The 20,524-nt window shown below is 65.2% G+C and carries 17 protein-coding genes and 2 riboswitches; of the genes, 12 read left to right on the top strand and 5 right to left on the bottom strand.

What is annotated here, in order from left to right:
- Positions 1–51 precede the first annotated feature (51 nt).
- Positions 52–831 (bottom strand): crotonase/enoyl-CoA hydratase family protein, encoded by a 780-nt coding sequence (locus CVM73_RS07390; protein ID WP_100231347.1) that lies wholly within the window; start codon positions 829–831, stop codon positions 52–54.
- Positions 832–918: 87 nt separating this feature from the next.
- Here CVM73_RS07390 and CVM73_RS07385 point away from each other — a divergent pair, with 87 nt between their 5' ends.
- The 3 genes from CVM73_RS07385 (at position 919) to CVM73_RS40045 (ending at position 3,083) form a co-directional block, all read left to right on the top strand.
- Positions 919–1,500, top strand: coding sequence for a TetR/AcrR family transcriptional regulator (locus tag CVM73_RS07385; RefSeq protein ID WP_100231346.1), 582 nt, complete (start codon positions 919–921; stop codon positions 1,498–1,500).
- 136 nt (positions 1,501–1,636) lie between these two features.
- The gene (locus CVM73_RS07380) at positions 1,637–2,884 is read left to right on the top strand and encodes a multidrug effflux MFS transporter (protein ID WP_100231345.1); all 1,248 of its coding nucleotides are present in this window, start codon (positions 1,637–1,639) and stop codon (positions 2,882–2,884) included.
- Between the two features lie 55 nt (positions 2,885–2,939).
- Complete coding sequence (locus CVM73_RS40045) at positions 2,940–3,083, top strand: hypothetical protein (RefSeq protein ID WP_167406687.1); 144 nt, start codon at positions 2,940–2,942, stop codon at positions 3,081–3,083.
- 9 nt (positions 3,084–3,092) lie between these two features.
- Here CVM73_RS40045 and CVM73_RS07375 read toward each other — a convergent pair whose 3' ends face one another.
- Both CVM73_RS07375 and CVM73_RS07370 read right to left on the bottom strand, forming a co-directional pair.
- A complete protein-coding gene (locus CVM73_RS07375) occupies positions 3,093–4,685 on the bottom strand; it encodes a glycosyltransferase family 39 protein (protein WP_100231452.1) in 1,593 nt (530 codons plus the stop codon).
- A 233-nt stretch (positions 4,686–4,918) separates the two neighbouring features.
- A complete protein-coding gene (locus CVM73_RS07370) occupies positions 4,919–6,529 on the bottom strand; it encodes an ABC transporter substrate-binding protein (RefSeq protein WP_100231344.1) in 1,611 nt (536 codons plus the stop codon).
- Positions 6,530–6,798: 269 nt separating this feature from the next.
- Between CVM73_RS07370 and CVM73_RS07365 the strand changes: the two genes are divergently transcribed.
- From CVM73_RS07365 to CVM73_RS07325, 9 genes are all read left to right on the top strand, one after another.
- The gene (locus CVM73_RS07365) at positions 6,799–7,929 is read left to right on the top strand and encodes a M20/M25/M40 family metallo-hydrolase (RefSeq protein ID WP_100231343.1); all 1,131 of its coding nucleotides are present in this window, start codon (positions 6,799–6,801) and stop codon (positions 7,927–7,929) included.
- Between the two features lie 97 nt (positions 7,930–8,026).
- Positions 8,027–8,131: riboswitch (glycine riboswitch) on the top strand.
- Positions 8,132–8,134: 3 nt separating this feature from the next.
- Positions 8,135–8,251: riboswitch (glycine riboswitch) on the top strand.
- A gap of 63 nt (positions 8,252–8,314) precedes the next feature.
- Positions 8,315–9,616, top strand: coding sequence for a D-amino acid dehydrogenase (locus CVM73_RS07360; protein WP_100231342.1), 1,302 nt, complete (start codon positions 8,315–8,317; stop codon positions 9,614–9,616).
- A 179-nt stretch (positions 9,617–9,795) separates the two neighbouring features.
- The gene (locus CVM73_RS07355; RefSeq protein WP_167406686.1) at positions 9,796–10,737 is read left to right on the top strand and encodes an ABC transporter permease; all 942 of its coding nucleotides are present in this window, start codon (positions 9,796–9,798) and stop codon (positions 10,735–10,737) included.
- A gap of 19 nt (positions 10,738–10,756) precedes the next feature.
- The gene (locus tag CVM73_RS07350; protein WP_100231341.1) at positions 10,757–11,644 is read left to right on the top strand and encodes an ABC transporter permease; all 888 of its coding nucleotides are present in this window, start codon (positions 10,757–10,759) and stop codon (positions 11,642–11,644) included.
- A 136-nt stretch (positions 11,645–11,780) separates the two neighbouring features.
- Complete coding sequence (locus tag CVM73_RS07345; protein ID WP_100231340.1) at positions 11,781–13,430, top strand: ABC transporter ATP-binding protein; 1,650 nt, start codon at positions 11,781–11,783, stop codon at positions 13,428–13,430.
- A gap of 233 nt (positions 13,431–13,663) precedes the next feature.
- Positions 13,664–15,169: a M81 family metallopeptidase gene (locus CVM73_RS07340; RefSeq protein WP_100231339.1), complete on the top strand. Its 1,506-nt coding sequence runs from the start codon at positions 13,664–13,666 to the stop codon at positions 15,167–15,169.
- Positions 15,170–15,182: 13 nt separating this feature from the next.
- Positions 15,183–16,346: a M20 aminoacylase family protein gene (locus tag CVM73_RS07335; RefSeq protein ID WP_100231338.1), complete on the top strand. Its 1,164-nt coding sequence runs from the start codon at positions 15,183–15,185 to the stop codon at positions 16,344–16,346.
- A 2-nt stretch (positions 16,347–16,348) separates the two neighbouring features.
- Complete coding sequence (locus CVM73_RS07330; protein WP_100231337.1) at positions 16,349–17,770, top strand: amidase; 1,422 nt, start codon at positions 16,349–16,351, stop codon at positions 17,768–17,770.
- Positions 17,771–17,927: 157 nt separating this feature from the next.
- Positions 17,928–18,818, top strand: a complete 891-nt coding sequence (locus tag CVM73_RS07325; protein ID WP_100231336.1) for a crotonase/enoyl-CoA hydratase family protein — start codon at positions 17,928–17,930, stop codon at positions 18,816–18,818.
- A 120-nt stretch (positions 18,819–18,938) separates the two neighbouring features.
- Here CVM73_RS07325 and CVM73_RS07320 read toward each other — a convergent pair whose 3' ends face one another.
- Positions 18,939–19,916 (bottom strand): NADPH:quinone oxidoreductase family protein, encoded by a 978-nt coding sequence (locus CVM73_RS07320; protein ID WP_100231335.1) that lies wholly within the window; start codon positions 19,914–19,916, stop codon positions 18,939–18,941.
- The gene (locus CVM73_RS07315) at positions 19,916–20,524 is read right to left on the bottom strand and encodes a 2-hydroxychromene-2-carboxylate isomerase (RefSeq protein ID WP_100231334.1); all 609 of its coding nucleotides are present in this window, start codon (positions 20,522–20,524) and stop codon (positions 19,916–19,918) included. Before CVM73_RS07315 ends, CVM73_RS07320 begins: the two co-directional genes overlap by 1 nt.

Below are 20,524 nucleotides of genomic sequence, written 5' to 3'. Positions count from 1 at the left end.
CGATGGCGGGAACTCGTTGCCCGCGATCGCCCGCCAAAACGAACGCAGCGCCTACCGTGACGCGCGGGCGGCCAGCCAGGCGTCGAGCGCCTCGCGTGTGTCCTGTGTCGCGGCCATCCGCGCGAACTGCTCGCTCTCGATGGCGAGGCCTTCCGCGATCGAGACATTGAGGCCCCGCGTGGCGGCCGTGATGATACGGGCGACCGCCAAGTGGGAATGCCGCGTGATGCGGCCGGCCAGCGCGAAGGCTGCGTCGAGGAGCTGACCGTGCGGCACGATGCGGTTGACCAATCCCATCTCCAGGGCTCGCTGCGGTGAAAAGGAATCTCCGGTCAGGAGGTATTCCAGCGCCCGCTTGCGGCCCGCGAGCCGCGGCAGCCGCTGCGTGCCGCCGAAGGTCGGCGTGATGCCGATCGCGATCTCGGGCTTGGCAAAACTCGCGCGTTCGCTGGCGACTGCGAGGTGCACGGCTTCCGTGATCTCGCAGCCGCCACCGAAGGCGATGCCGTTGACTGCGGCGATGATCGGCTTCGAGAATGCTTCCATGCGCGCCGTCATCGCCTGCCCCCGTCGCACGAAGTCCTTCACTGCGATGTCCGGCCCGCATCTCACGCTCTCCGAGAACTCGGCAATGTCGGCGCCCGCCGAGAAGGCGCGATCGCCCGCCCCGGTCAGGACCACCGCGCGGACATTTGCATCGTCCTCGATGCGGTCGAGGATATCCATCAGGCGGTCGATCAGCGCGTAGCTCAGGGCGTTGAGCTTGTTCGGGCGGTTGAACGTCAGCAGCGCGACGGCGCCCCGCGTTTCCGAAAGGACGAGATCGGACAAGGTGCAGCTCCTTCAGGTCGAACAGACCGGAGGAAGTCAGCCACAGCGATCTTGTCGTGTATACTCACTAGGCAGTATACATTGCCGATGTCCGGAAGAGGTGACACCACGCGTCAGCAGATCGTCGTTGCGGCGACGCGCCTGTTCTATGGCGAGGGCATCCGAGCGGTCAGCATGGACGCGGTCGCCGAGAAGGCCGGCGTCACCAAGAAGACGCTCTACTATCACTTCACCAGCAAGGACGAACTCGTCGCAGCGACCATCGCGGCCAGGGACCAGCCGACCCTCGAGCTCTACATGCGATGGTTCGCCGAGACCGACGGTGGCGTGGCCGACAAGGTCCGCGGTCTCTTCACCAAGCTCGGACGCTCCGTGGATACGCCGCGATGGCGCGGCTGCGGCTTCCTGCGCACGATCGCCGAGCTCGCCAACACGCCGGCCCATCCGGCGGTCAAGGCCGGCGCGGCGCACAAGAAGCGCTTTGAAGCATGGCTCGAAGCGGAGCTGCGCAATCACGGCATCGCCGGAGCAGAGGCGCTGGCGCGCCAGCTCGTGATCCTGCTCGACGGCGCCACGACCGTGATGCTGATCCACCGCGATCTCGCCTATGTCGACACGGCCGGGCGATTGGCGCTCGACCTGGTCGAGCAGGCCCGCAAGCGCGGCTGATTGAAGAGACAGCCCCGGCCCGGCGACTTCACCAATTCTTGTCCGCCCCTGCTCCGCCTGCCAGCCATCCCGAAACATGGGTTGTGCAACGCAGCATGGCGATAGATAAAGCCGCCCAATTTCAGGGGTAAGCTTCTTGTCTGACGTCAATGCCGACGATTGGGTGTCCTCGGGACACCGCCCGATGGGTTTTCCGGAATTCGTCATCGTGATCGCGTCCATCATGGCGCTCAATCCGCTCGCGATGGACATGATGCTGCCGGCGCTGCCCAATATCGGGACCGCGTTCAAGATTCCCGTCGAGAACCATCTTCAACTGGTGCTGTCGACCTTCCTGATCGGCTTCGGCGCCGGCCAGTTCGTCATGGGCCCCCTGTCGGACCGCTTCGGCCGCCGGCCGGTGCTGCTCGGCGGCATGGCGGTCTACGCGGTGGCGAGCGTGCTGGCGGTCGCGGCGCCCTCGTTCGAGACGCTGCTGCTGGCGCGTGCGCTCCAGGGGCTCGGCACCTCGGCGACGCGCGTGATCGCGACCTCGATCGTGCGCGACTGCTATGTCGGCCGCCGCATGGCGAGCGTGATGTCGCTGGCCATGATGGTGTTCATCGCGGTGCCCGTGGTCGCCCCCTCATTCGGACAGGCGGTGCTGCTGGTGACGGCGTGGCGCGGCATCTTCGTGGTGCTGATGCTCTACGGCCTGCTCGCGCTCGCATGGTGCGTGCTGCGGCTGCCTGAAACCCTCCCCGAATCGGAACGCAGGTCGCTGGCGCCCGCCGATGTGCTGTCGGCGTTCCGGCAGACCGTGACCAACCGCCAGACCATCGGCTATGCCATGGCTGCCGGCAGTGTCATCGGCGCGCTGTTCGCCTACGTGTTCTGTGCCCAGCAGGTCTTCACCGGCATCTATCACCTCGGCCATTACTTCCCGCTCGCTTTCGCCGCGATTGCCGCCGGTACCGCCATCGCGGGCTTCCTCAATTCACAGCTGGTCGGACGCCTTGGCATGCGCGTGATCTCGCATGGCGCACTGACGCTCTACACCGTGGTGGCAGGCGTGATGCTGCTGACGGAAAGCCTTGGTGTGCTGCCGCTCGCCCTGTTCATGGTGCTCTCCTCCCTGATGATGTTCTCATTCGGCATGATGGTCGCCAACTTCACCGCGCTCGCCATGGAGCCGCAGGGACACATCGCCGGCACCGCCTCTTCGCTTTACGGCTCGATCACGACGCTGATCGGGATCGTGGTCGGGATGGCGATCGGGCAGAGCTTCGACGGCACGCTGCTGCCGTTCTCGATCGGCTTCTTCCTGTCGACCCTCGCCGCGCTCGCGATCGTGCTGGTGGTTGAGAAGGGACGGCTGTTCAGGCCGCATCATCGTCCCATCTGAAGGAACCACCCGACGGCCTCGATGTTGTCCTGCAGCAATTCCAGAGGGTGCTGCAATGGAACTGAAACATCGCAAAGACAACGCCGCCGAGGTCGAACGGCAGAAGACCGAACGTCCCGAACCGCGCGCCGAGCAGGTCACGTTCACCACACCTCTTGCGAGCGAGGGGCTCGAGCAGGTGCGCGACAGCCACTGCTGAATACGACGCCTATTCGGTTCCTCGCCGGCTGGCGCTGAAATCATCCGCAGCGCTGGCCGGCACCGGGCTTCCCGGCGGCAGCGCCATCAGCACGACCACCTCCCGCGCAAGACCCGGCCGGCCCCACAGCGACGCCCGCACGGTAAACTCGCGCCTGACGAAATGTCCGACGCGGGGGGACACCCAGCCCATCCATCGGATGCAAGACTCCTGGTCGCGGAAACAAAGTGCGGCCCAGCCACGCTCGGGCGACGTCTTGCGCGGCAAGCCCCACCCATCTTCGTACTCGAAGGGCCCCGCATTGTCCGGATGGTCCGGGCTGTAGAACGCGGCGGCGAAAGCCAGCGAGCCATCACCACTCACGGCACTCAGGGGCTCGCCGGTCAGCTCCCGCCACTGGCGCGTCAATTCGCGGGCCGCCTGCGCGTAAAGATTACGTCCCTCCTCGTAACCATGATCGTTGCGATACAGGGCATGGATTGGGGCTGCGACCAGGACGGCGGCCAGCGCGACGCCGGCCACGATCACCGTGACGTTGACGGTGTAGAAGCGCTCGATCGGGTAGCGCGCGCCACAGACCACGAGGATGACGAACAGGAACAGCCCCTGCAACGCCCACAAGGACGGCAGGTCCGTCCCCATCGCGAGCGACGTCAGCACCGGCAGCACGATCGTGCCGATCGTGACGTAGAACAGAAGCCGCAGGCCCGGGCTCATGGCCGCGAAGTCGGCCGGAAGCTGCTTCAGCCGCGTGCCGGCGATCAACACCCAGAGCACGGCCGACGCACCCATGGCCGCCACCAGCCCCAACAGAAAATTCCTGGCCTCACCGAGCGAGCTCGCAGCACTGCCATTGGCGTGGGCCAGCGCATAGGTGAAGGACGACGCGCCTGTCGTCGCCAGCCAGTGGACGTGCGGCGACAGCGCCACGAGCCCGGTCCCGACCGAAATCCATGGCGAAGCGGAGCTGAAATAGGCGCGCCGCGCCGGATGCGCCAGCGCGGCAAAGGCGAAGCTCGCGACGAGGAAGATCGAGTAATATTTGCCGACCATCGCCAGCGCCGTCGTGCATCCCACCGCCATCGCCCACAGCGAAGCGCGGGTCTCGAATGCGCGCAGGAAGCAATAGGTCGCCAGCGGCCAGGTCGCGAGCAGCACGGCATTGGCGTTGAAGCGCTGGGCGTGGAATTGATACGCGGGCGTCAGCACCAGGAGCAGCAGCACCAGGATGCGCTTGTGCCCGGTGACGAACTGCCGCGAGATCAGATCGACGAAGACCAGCGCAAGCCCGGCATTGGCCATCGCCATCAATTGCATCGACCAGTCGCTGGGCGGAAAGACCGAGGTCCACGCCGCCGCAGCCCACCCCATCAGCGGTGGATGCTTGGCATAGCCCCAGGCAAAATCCCGCCCGAGCGTCCAGGCCTCGAGCGTATCAGGGTGCAGGCCACCGCCGGCATAGGCAATCGCCAGATAGAGCGTCCAGATCGCAACGAAGCAGGCGATCAGAAGCGGCACGGCCCAGCCCGCCTCGACGCCATCGACCCACCGCAGGAAAGGCCGTCGCCAACGCGCCGGTGCGCGATCGGACCGTTCGGCCATCGCCTGGAATGCAAAATCGATCGGCACGGGAATCAGATTGAAAAAGGGAAAGTAATGCGTGAGGACGAGACATCTATTTCAAGATTGAAACAAATAGCAATGATTGGACATTGGAAGGGTTAAAAGCGCCCGCGCCTCCTCGGCCGACACCGGGTCAAGAAAAGGCAGCGGCGCCGCTGATGTCAGCGGCGCCGCATGATGATCCGGGCAAAGGTCGCGAGGATGCCCCCCGCTTACTCCGACTTGTCGACGTTCCAGAACAGCGGCGTTGCCGGACCGTCGAGCACGCCGGTCAGCGATTTGCGCCAGCCGCTCGGCAGCAGGTACTGCCCGAGCGGAATGTAGATCACCTGCTCATAGGCTTCCTTCTGAATATCTGCGGCGATCTTCTTCTGCTCGTCGAGCGAGGCGGCGCGCACGAAAGCGTCCTTGAGCTGCTCGATCTTGGGATCGTCTGCCCAGCCGAACCAGCCGCCCTTCTTGCCCTGGCCGCCGATCGAGAGGTTGGCGATCGGGTTGGACACGTCGGGCGCGACCCAGTTGGTGAAGAACATGTTCCAGCCGCCCTCCTTCGGTGGCTTCTGGCTGGCGCGGCGGCTCACCACGGTCTGCCAGTCGGTCGCTTGCAAGTCGACCTTGAAGCCGGCCTCGCGCAGCAGCTGGGCCGCGACGATCGGCTGCGCCTTCAGCGTCGTGACGTCGCCCGGCGCCATGACTACGACCGGGGTGCCGTCGTAGCCGGACTCGGCCAGCGCTTTCTTGGCTTCCGCCATGCCATTGCCCTTAACCAGCGTGTCGGCGCCGACCTCGGTCGCAAACGGCGTATCGCAGATGAAGAACGCGCCACAGACCTTCTGATACTTGGCATTGCCGACCAGCGCGTCGAGCACGTCCTTCTGGTTCATGGCCAGCAAGGCGGCGCGTCGCACTTTCACGTTGTCGAACGGCGGATAGAGGAAGTTCATCCGGCCGAGCGTCTGATAGCCGAACTTGTTCAGGACCTCGATCGTGAGTTCCTTGTTCGCTTCCAGCACCGGCAGCATGTCATACGGCAGGTTTTCCATGAAATCGATGTCGCCCGACTGCAGCGCGTTCACCGCGGTCTGCGAGTCCGGCATGGTAATCCACTCGACGCGGTCCACCTTCACCACCTTGCCGCCGGAGGTCCAGCTTGCCGGCTCCTTGCGCGGCACGTAGTCGGTGTTCTTGACATAGACCGCCTTCACGCCGGGCTGGAATTCGCCCTGCACGAACTTGAAGGGACCCGAGCCGATCTGTTCCGGGATCTGCTTGTCCGGCGGCGTCTCGGCAAGGCGCTTCGGCATCATGAAGGCGACGCGCGAGGACGGCTTGCCGATCGAGTCGAGCACCAGGCCGTAGGGTTCCTTCAGCTTCAACGTGATGGTCTTGGCGTCGGTCGCCTCGATGCTCGCGGTGAAGTCCATGAGCTTCTGGCCCATGCCGTCGACCGCAGCCCAGCGCTTCAGCGAAGCGACGCAGTCCTCCGCCGTCACCGGCGCGCCGTCATGCCACTTCAGGCCGTCGCGCAGGGTGAAAGTGTAGGTGAGCTTGTCGTCGGAGATCTTCCAGTCCGCCATCTGCGGTTGGATCTTGAATTTCGAATCCGGGGCGACCAGCGTGTCGTAAACCATGTAGCCATGGTCACGCGTGATGTAGGCCGTGGTGAAAATCGGGTCGATGATGCGCAAATCCGAATGCATCACCGCCGTAAGGGTCTTGCCGGCCGCAAGCACTGGCGAGGCCAGCGCGGTCGAAAGCGCGACGACCGACAGCGCAAGTTTGGAGGCGAACGCGCGAGGCCCCCGGCGCATGAAGTGGAACATAGAAGGTTCTCCTGACGTGAAACTGTTCAAAGGCAGGTTATTGATTGAGCATGCGGTTCGTTCGTTGGGCGAACTAACCTCATGCAATGCCTTTATCTTTTCGAGACTTGCAGACAGTGCCGAGCGCGTCAATCCGGTTTCGTCGCAAGCCCTTGCGGCGCGCGCACGGGCTCCACAAAGATCGGTTTAGCTCTACAACACCCTCCGCTCGTCCTGCCCCGCGCCGATGCAATGCGCGTTCCATCTTTCCAAGCTTGAGAGACATTGAGATGAATCCTGCCAATCTCCCCTTTGATTCCGAGGCAATGCTCGAGGGCCTGCGCGGCTGGGTCGAATGCGAGAGCCCGACCTGGGATGCAAGCGCCGTGGACCGCATGCTCGATATCGCAGCGCGGGATATGGCGATCATGGGTGCGACGATCGAGCGCATCGCCGGTCGCCAAGGCTTTGGCGGCGTCATCCGCGCGCGCTTTCCGCATCCGAAGCAGGGCGAGCCGGGCATCCTGATCGCCGGACACATGGATACCGTCCACCCGGTCGGCACCATCGAGAAACTGAAATGGCGGCGCGAGGGCAACAAATGCTACGGCCCCGGCATCTACGACATGAAGGGCGGCAATTATCTCTCGCTGGAAGCGATCCGACAGCTGGCGCGCGCCTCGTTCACGACGCCGCTGCCGATCACCGTGCTGTTCACGCCGGATGAAGAGGTCGGCACGCCCTCCACGCGCGACATCATCGAGGCGGAAGCCGCGCGCAACAAATACGTGCTGGTGCCCGAGCCCGGCCGCGCCGACAACGGCGTCACCACCGGACGTTACGCCATTGCGCGCTTCAATCTCGAGGCGACGGGCCGGCCGAGCCACGCCGGCGCGACGCTGTCGGCAGGACGTTCGGCGATCCGCGAAATGGCGCGGCAGATCCTCGCGATCGACGCGATGACGACGGAGGATTGCACCTTCTCGGTCGGCGTCGTCCACGGCGGCCAGTGGGTCAATTGCGTTGCAACGACCGCGACAGGCGAAGCGCTCTCGATGGCCAAGCGTCAGGCCGATCTCGACCGCGGTGTCGAGAGGATGCTGGCGCTGTCGGGCGCCAACAACGACGTCACCTTCAAGGTCACGCGCGGCGTGACGCGGCCGGTCTGGGAGCCGGATGCCGGCACCATGGCGCTGTATGAAAAGGCGCGCGGCATCGCCAAATCTCTCGGCGCGGAATTACCGCATGCAAGCTCCGGCGGCGGCTCCGACGGCAACTTCACCGGCGCGATGGGAATCCCAACGCTCGACGGCTTGGGCGTGCGCGGCGGCAATGGCCACACGCTGGAAGAGTATATCGAGGTCGACAGCCTGGTCGAGCGCGGCCGCTTGATGGCGGGATTGCTGGCGACGCTGGAATAAAATTGAATCATCTTCGCACTGCACAATGCATCGGCAGTCGCGGTCTAAATTTAGCCTTGTCCAAAAATGAGGCGTATCGTACTGCTCGGCTTGTCCACGCGATGATGCGGGAGAGATCGTGACGAAGGCTTTCGGCTTTCGTTGCGGCGCCGACGGAGCAACCGCCCCGGAAACTCTCAGGCAAAAGGACCGTTTCGTCAGGACGATCTGGAGAGAGACCGCACGATTGAAGTCGATCGTGACGTCCACCGAAGGGGATAGTCCGTTGCAAGACCTCGTTGAGGTCCCGCGCCGGATCAAGCTCTCAGGTACCGTGACAGATGGGGCGCCGCCAACGGCTTTGGCCGGCGGCCTATCCTAACTCACGGGAGCCCCGAAACCTGCCATGACCCATATCGCCATCATCGGCGCCGGCATCACCGGCGTGACGACTGCCTATGCCCTGCTCGAACGCGGCTTTGAGGTGACGGTGCTCGACAAGCACCGCTACGCCGCGATGGAGACGTCCTTCGCCAACGGCGGACAGCTCTCCGCATCGAACGCCGAAGTCTGGAACAGCACTGCGACGATCCTGAAGGGCCTGCGCTGGATGTTCCGGCGCGACGCGCCGCTGCTGATGAACCCACGGCCGAACTGGCACAAATATTCGTGGATGAGCGAGTTCGTCGCCAACATCGGCAACTACCGCGCCAACACGATCGAGACCACGCGGCTCGCGATCGAAGCCCGCAAGCATCTGTTCGAGATCGCGGCACGCGAAGGCATCGACTTCGATCTCGAGCGCCGCGGCATCCTCCACATCTATCGCGACAAGGCCGGCTTCGAATCCGGTCTGCGCGTCAACGCGCTGCTGCAGGAAGGCGGTCTCGATCGCCGCTCGGTGACGCCGGAAGAGATCCGCGCGATCGAGCCGACACTGCGCAAGGACTATTATGGCGGCTTCTACACGCCGTCGGATGCGACCGGCGATATCCACAAGTTCACCCGCGGGCTCGCCGAAGCCTGCAAGCGGCGCGGCGCAACCTTCATCCACGAAGCCAACATCGATTCGATCGCACGTGTCGGCAGCGGCTTCGTCATCGGCTGGGCCGACCTCTCTGCGAGCAATGCTGATGCGTCCCCGCGCGGCACGTTGAAGGCGGACGGCGTCGTGGTCTGTGCGGGCGTCGCGAGCCGTCATTTCGCCGCCCTGCTCGACGAGCGGGTCAACGTCTATCCGGTGAAGGGCTACTCGATCACCGTGCAGCTCGACACCGCCGAGAGCCGCAACGCCACCCCGACCGTGAGCCTGCTCGACGAGGCCGCCAAGATCGTCACCAGCCGGCTCGGGGCCGATCGCTTTCGCGTCGCTGGCACCGCCGAGTTCAACGACTTCAATCGCGACATCCGCGCCGACCGCGTGCAGCCGCTGATCGACTGGGTGCGCAGCAACTTCCCCGCCGTCGAGACGTCGCGCGTCGTGCCCTGGGCCGGGCTGCGGCCGATGATGCCGAACATGATGCCGGTCGTGCGCGCGGGACGGATACCGGGCGTGTTCTTCAACACCGGCCACGGCCATCTCGGCTGGACCCTGTCGGCGGCGACGGCGCAGATGATTGCCCAGACCATCGACGGCTGGCGCGGGCTCAATGCGCCGCCGACCGTGCCTTCACTAGGGGTTGAGCGTGAGCTGCGACATGCATCCTGAGTTGGTCGACGCCGGGGGCATGCCGGCCTCTTGCTACAGCGCAGCCCTTGGCACACAATTTGCCCCGAGAGGACGGCGTCTCCGGGCGGCCTTGTCAGCCCAAGTGATAGGCATGATAGACACGACAGAATTCACGGGCGCCTCGAGCCCCCACAAGTTCCGCAGCCGGAGATAGGTGCATGCTGGGTTATCTTATTCGCCGCGTTCTGGCCGCGGTGCCCGTGATGGGCGTCGTCGCGCTGTTCGTGTTCCTGCTGCTGCGACTGACGCCCGGCGATCCCGCCGCGATTCTCGCCGGCGACAATGCGACGCCGGAACGGCTCGAGCGCATCCGCACCTCGCTCGGCCTGAACGAGCCGCTGATCGTGCAGTTCATCACCTGGGTGAACAAGCTGCTGCACGGCGACCTCGGGACCTCGCTGATCTCCAACCTGCCGGTGATGAAGATGATCGGCCAGCGCGTCGAGCCGTCGATCTCGATCGCACTGTCGACCATCATCCTCGCCGTCATCGTTGCCGTTCCCTTGGGGGTGATTGCGGCGTGGAAGCACGGCACCTGGATCGATCGCTTCGTGATGGGCCTGTCCGTGCTCGGCTTCTCGGTGCCGGTGTTCGTGGTCGGCTATGTCCTGATCCAGATCTTCGCCATCGACCTGCGCTGGGTGCCGGTGCAGGGCTTCCGCAGCATCTTCAACGGCTTCGGGCCGTTCTTCGAGCGCATCATCCTGCCGACCTGCGCATTGTCCTTCATCTACATCGCGCTGATCGCGCGCATGACGCGCGCGGCGATGCTCGACGTCCTCGGCGAAGATTACGTGCGAACGGCGCGCGCGAAGGGCATCAACGAGATTGCGGTGATGATGCGCCATGCGCTGCGCAACGCCGCCGTGCCGGTGATCACGGTGATCGGCACCGGCTTTGCGCTGCTGATCTCCGGCGTCGTCGTCACCGAGAGCGTGTTCAACATCCCCGGCATCGGCCGCCTCACCGTGGATGCGGTGCTGGCGCGCGACTACCCGGTGATCCAGGCGATGATCCTGCTGACGTCGCTGATCTATGTCGTCGTCAATCTCCTCATCGACGTCGCCTACACCCTGCTCGATCCCCGGATCCGGTACTGAGGCAAGGATAAGAACACACATGTCGGTCGATACCCTTCCCCAGTCGTCCATTCCGATCACGTCGCCGCTGCGGCCGCGATTCGGATTCCTCACCTCGACGCCGATCATCGCGACCGCGACGGTCCTGCTCGCCCTGATCGTGGTGATCTCGATCCTCGCGCCGCTGATCGCGCCGCATGACCCGATCCAGCTCGCGCCGTCGCAGCGATTGAAGCCGACATCGGCACAATTCCTGCTCGGCACCGACGCCTACGGACGCGACCTGTTGTCGCGCGTGATCTATGGCGGCCGCATCTCGCTGCTGATCGGCATCGGCTCGGCGATCCTGTCGATCGCCATCGGGCTTTCGATCGGCCTCGTCTCCGGCTTCTTCAAGCTGGTCGATTCCGTGCTGATGCGCGTCATGGACGGCCTGATGGCGATGCCGAGCATCCTGCTCGCGATCGCCGTGGTCTCGCTCTCCGGCGCCAGCCTCTGGACCGTGCTGATCGCGATCACCATTCCCGAGATTCCGCGCGTGGCGCGCCTGGTGCGCTCGGTCGTGCTGTCGGCCCGCGAGGAGCCTTACGTCGAGGCCGCGATCTCGGTCGGCTCCAGCTTGCCGAAGATCATGTGGCGCCACCTGATGCCGAACACGATCGCGCCGCTGATCGTCCAGGGCACCTATGTCTGCGCCTCCGCGATCCTCACCGAGGCGATCCTCTCCTTCCTCGGCGCCGGCATCTCGCCGGAGACGCCGACCTGGGGCAACATCATGGCCGAGGGGCGCCAGTACTTCCAGATCAAGCCGTCGCTGATCTTCTGGCCGGGCCTCCTGCTCTCGATCGCCATCCTCAGCATCAACCTGATCGGCGATGCCGCCCGCGACGCCCTCGATCCCCGCATGAAGCAGCGGGAGGGGAAGTGAGTATCCTCCGTTTCGTCATTCCGGGGGGCGACGAAGTCGCGAACCCGGAATCCATTCCACCTCTTGTACTGACGCCCGATGGATTCCGGACTCGCGCTAACGCGCGCTCCGGAATGACGAGCGAGAGTTTTGCAGCATGACCAACACCGTCCTCGACATCAACAACCTCGTCGTCTCCGTCGGCAAGAAGCCGGGCGGGCCGAAGATCATCGACGGCATCTCGATCCAGGTGCGCGAGCGCGAGACGCTGTGCCTCGTCGGCGAAAGCGGCTCTGGCAAGTCGGTGACCTCGCTCACCACGATGGGCCTCTTGCCGAAAGGCACGCTGGTTCCCACCAGCGGCAGCATCAAGCTGGTCGGCGAGGAGCTGCTCACCGCGACCGACCGCCGCCTGCGCCAGCTCCGCGCGACGCAGATGGCCATGATCTTCCAGGAGCCGATGACCGCGCTCAATCCGGTGGTGCCGGTCGGCCGCCAGATCGACGAGGTGCTGCGCGCACACACCAAGCTCGATGCCAGGGCGCGCAGGAAGCGCATTCTCGACATGATGGAGCAGGTCCACCTGCCCCAGGTCGAGCGCATCTTCGCCTCCTACCCGCACCGCCTCTCCGGCGGCCAGCGCCAGCGCATCATGATCGCGATGGCGCTGGTGCTGGAGCCGAAGCTCCTCATCGCCGACGAGCCGACCACCGCGCTCGATGTCACCACGCAGAAGCAGATCCTGAGCCTGATCCGCGAGCTCCAGCGCGATCACGGCACGGCCGTGCTGTTCATCACCCATGACATGGGCGTGGTTGCCGAGATCGCCGATCGCGTCGCGGTGATGCGGCAGGGCCGCCTGGTCGAGACCGGTCCGCTCGAGACCGTGCTGCGCAACCCGACCATGGAGTATACGCGCAACCTGCTCGCCTCGGTGCCGAGCCTGGTGCCGCGGCAACCGCGCGAGGAGAGCCGCGAGCCCGTGGTGCTGGAGGCCAACGAGCTCAGCAAGGTCTACAAGGAGCGCGCCTTCTTCGGCAAAGGCCGCGAGGTCGTCGCCGCGGACAAGGTCACGCTCACCCTGCGCAAGGGCCGCACGCTCGGCATCGTCGGCGAAAGCGGCTCGGGCAAGTCGACGGTGGCGCGCTGCATCGTCCGCCTGATCGACCCGACCTCCGGTGGCGTGCGCCTCGCCGGCCGTGAGATCGCCGACATCTCGCGCCGCCTGCTGCAGCCGCACCGGCAGAAGATCCAGATCGTGTTCCAGGATCCCTACCGCTCGCTCAACCCGCGCGTCACCGTCGGCGAGAGCATCGCGGAAGGCCCGATCAATTACGGCGTGGCGCACGCTGAGGCAATGAAGCGCGCGCGCGAGCTGCTCGAGCTGGTCGGCCTGCCGGCCGATGCGGTGTCGCGCTATCCGCACCAGTTCTCCGGCGGCCAGCGCCAGCGCATCGCGATCGCGCGTGCGCTCGCGCTCGATCCCGACGTGCTGGTCGCGGACGAAGCGGTCTCCGCCCTCGACGTCTCGGTGCAGGCGCAGGTGCTGGAGCTGCTCGACGAGATCCAGAAGCGGCTCGGCATCGCCATCCTGTTCATCACCCATGATTTGCGCGTCGCGGCGCAAATCTGCGACGAGGTCGTGGTGATGCAGCACGGCCGCGTGGTCGAACAGGGCCCCGCCGCCGAAGTGCTGACGCATCCGAAGGAGGCCTACACCAAGGCGCTCCTCGACGCCGCCCCCGGCCGCAACTGGGACTTTGCGAACTTCCGGCCGGTGGCGGAGGGCGTGGGGGCCACGGCCTAACTCTCACCATCGTCATTCCGGGGCATCGCGAAGCGATGAGCCCGGAATCCATCCAGCCGCGGCGTCTGTCGCTAAATGGATTCCGGGCTCGCGCTGCGCGCGCCCCGGAATGACTGCGGAGCAGCATTCCCAAAACGATCTTACCCTATGCGCGGCGCGATTGCTTCCCGCCTTGCTCTCCTCGCAAGGCCAAGGCTAACGTCGCGCACTTTCCAACGCTGGACTTGAACTGAATGACACGTATCGCCGTCGGCGGCTTCCTGCACGAGACCAACACTTTCGCTCCCACCAAGGCGACCTTCGCCGATTTCCAGCATGGCGGCGGCTGGCCGGCGATGACTAGAGGTGCCGACGTCTTGAGGGTGATGCGCTGCATCAATGTCGGCCTCGCCGGTTTCGTCGACAGCGCTGAAGTGAACGGCTGGGAACTCATTCCGACCATCGCTTGCGGGGCGAGCCCGTCGGCGCATGTCACCAAGGACGCCTTCGAGCGCATCGTGAAGGTCATGGTCGACGGCATCGCCGCCGCGGGCCCGATTGACGCCGTTTATCTCGACCTGCACGGCGCGATGGTCACCGAACATCTCGACGATGGTGAAGGCGAGATTTTGGCGCGTGTGCGCCGCGTCATCGGCAAGGATGTTCCGCTGGTCGCCAGCCTCGACCTGCACGCCAACGTAACCCCCGAGATGATTGAGCATGCGGACGCGCTGATCGCCTACCGCACCTATCCCCATGTCGATATGGCCGAGACCGGCCGGGCCTGCGCGAAACATCTCGCGCTGCTGCTGAAGACCAAGCAGCGCTTTGCAAAATCGTTCCGGCAATTGCCGTTCCTGATCGCGATCAGCTGGCAATGTACGAATGACTTCCCCACCAAGGGCATCTACGAGAAGCTCGCGGCGCTGGAGAGCGATACCGTGCCGACCCTGTCTTTCGCGCCCGGCTTCCCGGCCGCGGATTTCCGCGATTGCGGCCCGAGCGTGTTCGCCTATGGCAAGACCCAGGCCGACGCCGATCGCGCGGCCGATGCGATCGTGAAGCTGATCGAAAGCCATGAGGACGATTTCGACGGCAGGATCTGGTCACCCGACGATGGCGTGCGCCACGCCATGGAACTTTCGAAGAACGCGAGCAAGCCGATCATCATTGCCGACACCCAGGACAATCCAGGCGCCGGCGGCGATTCCGACACCACGGGCATGCTGCGCGCGCTGGTGCGCAACAAGGCCAGCGCGGCAACCGGCGCCATCTACGATCCGGAATCGGCCAGGGCTGCGCATGCGGCCGGCGTCGGCGCCGCCGTGACGCTCTCGCTCGGCGGCAAGTCCGGCATCCCCGGCGACGAGCCCTATCGCGAAACCTTCGTGGTCGAACAGCTTTCCGATGGCCGCTTCATCGCGCCCGGTCCCTACTATGGCGGCCGCGAGATGGAGATGGGCCCCTCCGCCTGCCTTCGTATCGGCGATGTTCGCGTCGTCGTCTCTTCACACAAGGCCCAGCTCGCCGACCAGGCGATGTATCGCTATGTCGGCATCGAGCCGACCGCGCAAAAGATTCTGGTCAACAAGAGCTCGGTGCACTTCCGCGCCGATTTCGAGCCGATCGCGGAACAGTTGATGATCTGCGCCGCCCCCGGCGCAATGCCGGCCGACACCGCTTCCCTGCCCTGGACGCGCCTGCGGCCCGGCATCCGCATCAAGCCGAACGGCCCCGCTTTCGATCCTTCTTCACGCTAACCGGACAGGACACATGCCCACGATCGACCGCATCGACGGCTATGCCGACGAACTCACCGCTATCAGGCGCGACCTCCACGCCCATCCCGAGATCGGCTTCGAGGAGGTGCGCACCTCCGGCATCGTCGCCGACAGGCTGAAAAGCTGGGGCATCGAGGTGCATCGTGGCCTCGGCGGCACCGGCGTGATCGGCGTCATCAAGGGCAAGGGCTCGGGCAGCAAGCGCATCGGCCTGCGCGCCGACATGGACGCGCTGCCGATGGAAGAGAACACCAATCTGAAATGGAGCTCGAAAATCCCGGGCCGCTTCCACGGCTGTGGCCATGACGGCCACACCACCATGCTGCTCGGCACCGCGCGCTATCTCGCCGAGACCCGGAATTTCGACGGTACCGTGCACCTGATCTTCCAGCCGGCCGAGGAAGGCCTCGGCGGCGCCCGTGCCATGATCAAGGACGGCCTGTTCGAGAAGTTCCCGTGCGACGAGCTTTACGGCCTGCACAACGCGCCCGACCTCAACCACGGCGAGATCGCGATCCTGCCCGGGCCGGCCATGGCTAGCGCCGACTTCTTCGACCTCCGCATCACCGGCTATGGCGCGCATGGCGCGATGCCCGAGCGCTCCAAGGACGCGGTGATCATCGCGACGACGCTGGCGCAGGCGATCCAGACCATCGTCAGCCGCAACGTCGATCCATTACAGGCCGCCGTCATCTCGATCACCCAGATCCACGCGGGTTCCGCCTATAACGTCATTCCGGGCGATGCGCATCTGTGCGGCACCATCCGCACCTTCTCCAATGAAGTCCGCGCCCTGATCGCCGAACGCATCCGCACGATCTGCGCCGGCATTGCGGCCGCGTATCAGTGCACGATCGAAGCCGACATCCGCGACACGTTCGGTGTTCTGGTGAATCAGGTCGAGCAGTCCAAGGTGGTCGAGGAAGTCGCGCGCACCATCGTCGATCCCGCCAACGTAATCACCCGCGCCCAGCCGAAGATGGGCAGCGAGGATTTTGCCGACATGCTGCAGACCATTCCCGGCGCCTATTTCTGGGTCGGCCATGACGGCTCGGTGCCCGTGCACAATCCCGGCTTCGTGCTCGACGACAAGATCCTTCCGATCGGCGCCAGCATGTTCGCTCGGATCATCGAGACCCGTATGCCCGTAGGTTAGCAATGCATAAGAAGAGCCCTGAGGAAGCGGTCACCTCGCTGCACGATCTGTCGGCGGTCGATCTGATCGCAGGCTATCGCGCAAAACAGTTCTCGCCGAGCGAGGTGCTGGAGGACGTGCTCGCGCATGTCGCCGCGTGGGAACCGCATCTGAAAGCGCTCTATGCGTTCGACCCCGACGGCGCGCGCGAGGCCGCAAAGGCTTCAACCGCGCGCTGGAGCGGCGGCGAGCCCTCCGGCGCGCTCGACGGCGTGCCGGTCACGGTGAAGGACAACATCGCGACCAAGGGCGTGCCGGTGCCGCTGGGCGCGGCCAGCGTCAAGCTCGTGCCGGCCGAGAAGGACGCACCGCCCGCCGCGCGGCTGCGCGAGGCCGGCGCGGTCATCTTCGCCAAGACCACCATGCCCGACTACGGCATGCTGTCCTCGGGGCTCTCAAGCTTCCATGCGCTGGCACGCAACCCGTGGGACCTCAGCAAGAACCCCGGCGGCTCCAGCGCCGGCGCAGGCGCCGCCGCCGCGGCCGGCTATGGTCCCTTGCATCTCGGTACCGATATCGGCGGCTCGGTGCGCCTGCCCGCAGGCTGGTGCGGGCTCGTCGGCCTGAAGCCGAGCTTCGGCCGCGTGCCGATCGATCCCACCTATGTCGGTCGTGTCGCAGGTCCCATGACCCGCACCGTCGATGATTGCGCGCTGATGATGAGCGTGATCGCCAAGCCCGACCGGCGCGACGGCATGAGCCTGCCGGCCGAGCCCCTCAACTGGAAGGGACTGGAGAAGTCCCCCCGAAAGCTGCGCATCGGCCTGATGCTCGATCCCGGCTGCGGCCTGGCGCTGGAGAAGCCGGTGCGCGAGGTCGCGGTGAAGGCGGCCAAGGCGTTCGAATCGGCAGGCAGCGTCGTGACCGAAGTCGACGGCATCCTAACCCGCGAGATGCTCGACGGCCTCGACAATTTCTGGCGCGCGCGGATGTGGGACGATCTGTCCAAGCTGACGCCGGCCGAGCAGGCCAAGGTGCTGCCCTACATCTTCAAGTGGGGCGAGTCCGGCGCCAAGTTGTCGGGCGTCGATGTCATCCGCGGCTTCAATCAGACCATGGCGATCCGCGCGGCGGCGTCAAAACTGTTCTGCGAGCTCGACTATGTGATCTCGCCGACCGCGCCCAACGTGAACTTTCCGGCGGAGTGGGCCTCGCCGATCAACGATCCCATGAATCCGTTCGAGCACATCGCCTATACCGTGCCGTGGAATATGTCGGAGAATCCGGCCGTGTCCGTCAACGGCGGCTTCGACGCCAAGGGTTTTCCGATCGGCGTGCAGATCGTCGGCCGCCGCTTCGACGATATCGGCGTGCTCGGGATGGCCAAGGCTTTTGAAGGCCTACGCGGCGCGCAGAAACCCTGGCCGAAGCCGCCGGCGAAGTAGCCGCACTCCGTCATTCCGGGTTGCGCCCTCTTGGCGCAAGCCCGGAATCCATTCATCGGCACTACTGGTGCCGATTGATGGATTCCGGGCTCGCGCTTCGCGCGCCCCGGAATGACGTGCTAGAGAGATCGATAAAGAAACCGGGAAGGAAACCACCATGGCGTATGAGACGATCAAATACGAGGTCGCCGAGCAGATCCTCACCATCACGCTGAACCGGCCCGACAAGCTCAACGCCTTCAACGCGCAGATGCAGGCGGAGCTGATCGATGCGTTCGACGCCGCCGACAAGGATGACAATGTCCGCGCCATCATCGTCACCGGCGCCGGCCGCGGCTTTTGCGCGGGCGCCGACCTCTCCTCCGGCGCCGATACGTTCGACCGCGACGCGCGGCGCGGGCCGGTGAAACGCTTGGTCGACGGCAAGGTCGATTACAGCGATCCGCAGGTGCGCGACGGCGGCGGTCAGGTCACCTTGCGCATCTTCAAGTGCCTCAAGCCCGTGATCGCCGCGGTGAACGGCCCGGCCGTTGGCATCGGCGTCACCATGCAGCTTGCGATGGACATCCGCATTGCCTCCGAGGCTGCGCGGTTCGGCTTCGTGTTCTCCCAGCGCGGCATCGTGCCCGAGGCGGCCTCGAGCTGGTTCCTGCCGCGCATCGTCGGCATCTCGCAGGCACTGGAATGGTGCTATTCGGGGCGCGTCTTCCCCGCCCAGGAAGCGCTTGCGGGGCGTCTCGTCAGCAAGGTCGTGGCCCCCGATGATCTCTTGCCGACCGCGCGCGCGCTCGCCAAGGAGTTTGCGGCAAAAACCGCGCCGGTCTCGGTGGCGCTGATCCGCCAGATGATGTGGCGCATGATGGGCGCCGACGATCCCATGGAAGCCCACAAGGTCGACAGCCGCGGCATCTACGCCCGCGGCCGCTCGGACGATGTGAAGGAAGGCGTGGTGTCGTTCCTGGAAAAGCGTCCCGCGCAGTTCAAGAACAAGGTGTCCACCGACATGCCAGACTATTTCCCGTGGTGGACCGAGCGGGAGTATAAGTGACGCGACGAGCGGGCACGGCTGTCATCACCCGCGAAGGCGGGTGATCCAGTATTCCACCAGCTTCAATTGTCACGACCGCTGGTGATTACTGGATGCCCCGCCTGCGCGGGGCATGACATCTCACTCCATCAGCAACGCCACCCGCCCGATCGCCTTGCGGTCGATCAACAACCGCATCGCCTTCGCATAGTCCTTAAGCGGCAGGCGGTGCGAGACATTGGGGCGCAGCTTGCCCTCCTCCGCCCATCGCAACAGGGCCTTCAGGCGGACCTCGCCAAGCGCAGGATTTTTGCGCACGGCCTCTCCGGCGCGCACACCAAGCACGCTGGCGCCCTTGATCAGCAGCAGATTGGTCTTGGCTGAGCCGATGCCGCCGGTGAAGCCGATCACCAGCAGCCGCGCGCCCCAGGCGATGCAGCGCATCGAGTCCTCGAAGACCTCGCCACCGACGGGGTCGAACACGACGTCTGCGCCGCGGCCATCGGTGATGCGCTTGACGGCTTCGCGAAACGGCTCCTGGTCGTAGCGGACGAGATGATCGGCGCCGCGCGACTTCGCGATCGCGAGCTTCTCGTCGCTGGAGGCCGTGGCGATCACGGTCGCGCCCAGCATCTTGCCGATCTCGACCGCAGCAAGACCGACGCCGCCGCCGGCGCCGTGCACCAGCAGCACCTCGCCCGGTTCGAGCCGGCCCCGGTCGATCAGGGCGTGATAGGCGGTGCCGTGGCCGGCGAGATAGGTCGCGGCTTCGGCGTAGTCGAACGTGGACGGCATCGGCGTGAGCTGCGATGGCGTGACGACGGCTTCATCGGCAAAGGCGCCATGGCGCATCTTGACGATGACCTTGTCGCCGACGGCAACACCGCGTGCCTCCGCGCCCACCTCGGTGACATCGCCCGCAGCCTCCATGCCCGGTGTGAACGGCAGCTCCGGCTTGAGCTGATATTCACCCGCGGCCATCAGCACGTCGGGAAAGTTCAGCCCGGCGGCGCGGATGGCGACGCGTACCTCGCCCGGCTTCAGCGCGCGCGGCGGAAACTCTTCCAGCAGCAAACGCTCGGGCGCGCCCAGCTCTCGGCAGACGACAGCGCGCACCATCAGGCTGCGCTCGCCTTGCTGCGCTTAAGTGCCTCGCGGATCAGCGGCAGGCGGTCGTTGCCGAAATACATGTCGGTCTTGTTGACAAAGATCGTCGGTGAACCGAAGCCGCCGCGCGCGACCACCTCTTCCGTATTGGCCTTGAGCTGGTCCTTGATGCCCTGCTCTGCGATAGCGGCGAAGAATTTCTGCTCGTCGATACCGACCTTCTTGCAGATCCCGGCGAGCACCGCGTCTTGCGAGATGTCCTTGTCCTCGCCCCAATACGTCTCGAACAGGCCGGTGGCGAACGGCACCATGTCCTTGCCGAGCCAGATGCAACCGCGCATCGCCTTGACGCTGTTCACGGGGAACACCGTCGGCGGCATCTTGATCGCAAGGCCGGCCGAGCGCGCCCAGTCCTGAAGGTCCTTCTTCATGTAGCGCGCCTTCAGCGGCACCGGTTTCTCCCGCTGCGCATAGACGCTCGGATTGACCGTGTTGAAGATGCCGCCGACCAGGATCGGCCGCCAGACGATCTCCGCGCCGAGCTCCTTCGCGAGCGGCTGGATGTTGTGGAAGGCGAGATAGGTCCAGGGGCTGGAACAGTCGAAGAAGAATTCGATCAT

The sequence above is a fragment of the Bradyrhizobium forestalis genome (assembly GCF_002795245.1).
In the GTDB taxonomy this organism is placed as follows: domain Bacteria; phylum Pseudomonadota; class Alphaproteobacteria; order Rhizobiales; family Xanthobacteraceae; genus Bradyrhizobium; species Bradyrhizobium forestalis.
Note: the sequence above shows the minus strand (reverse complement) of the source record. Positions and strands in the feature narration are given on the sequence as shown.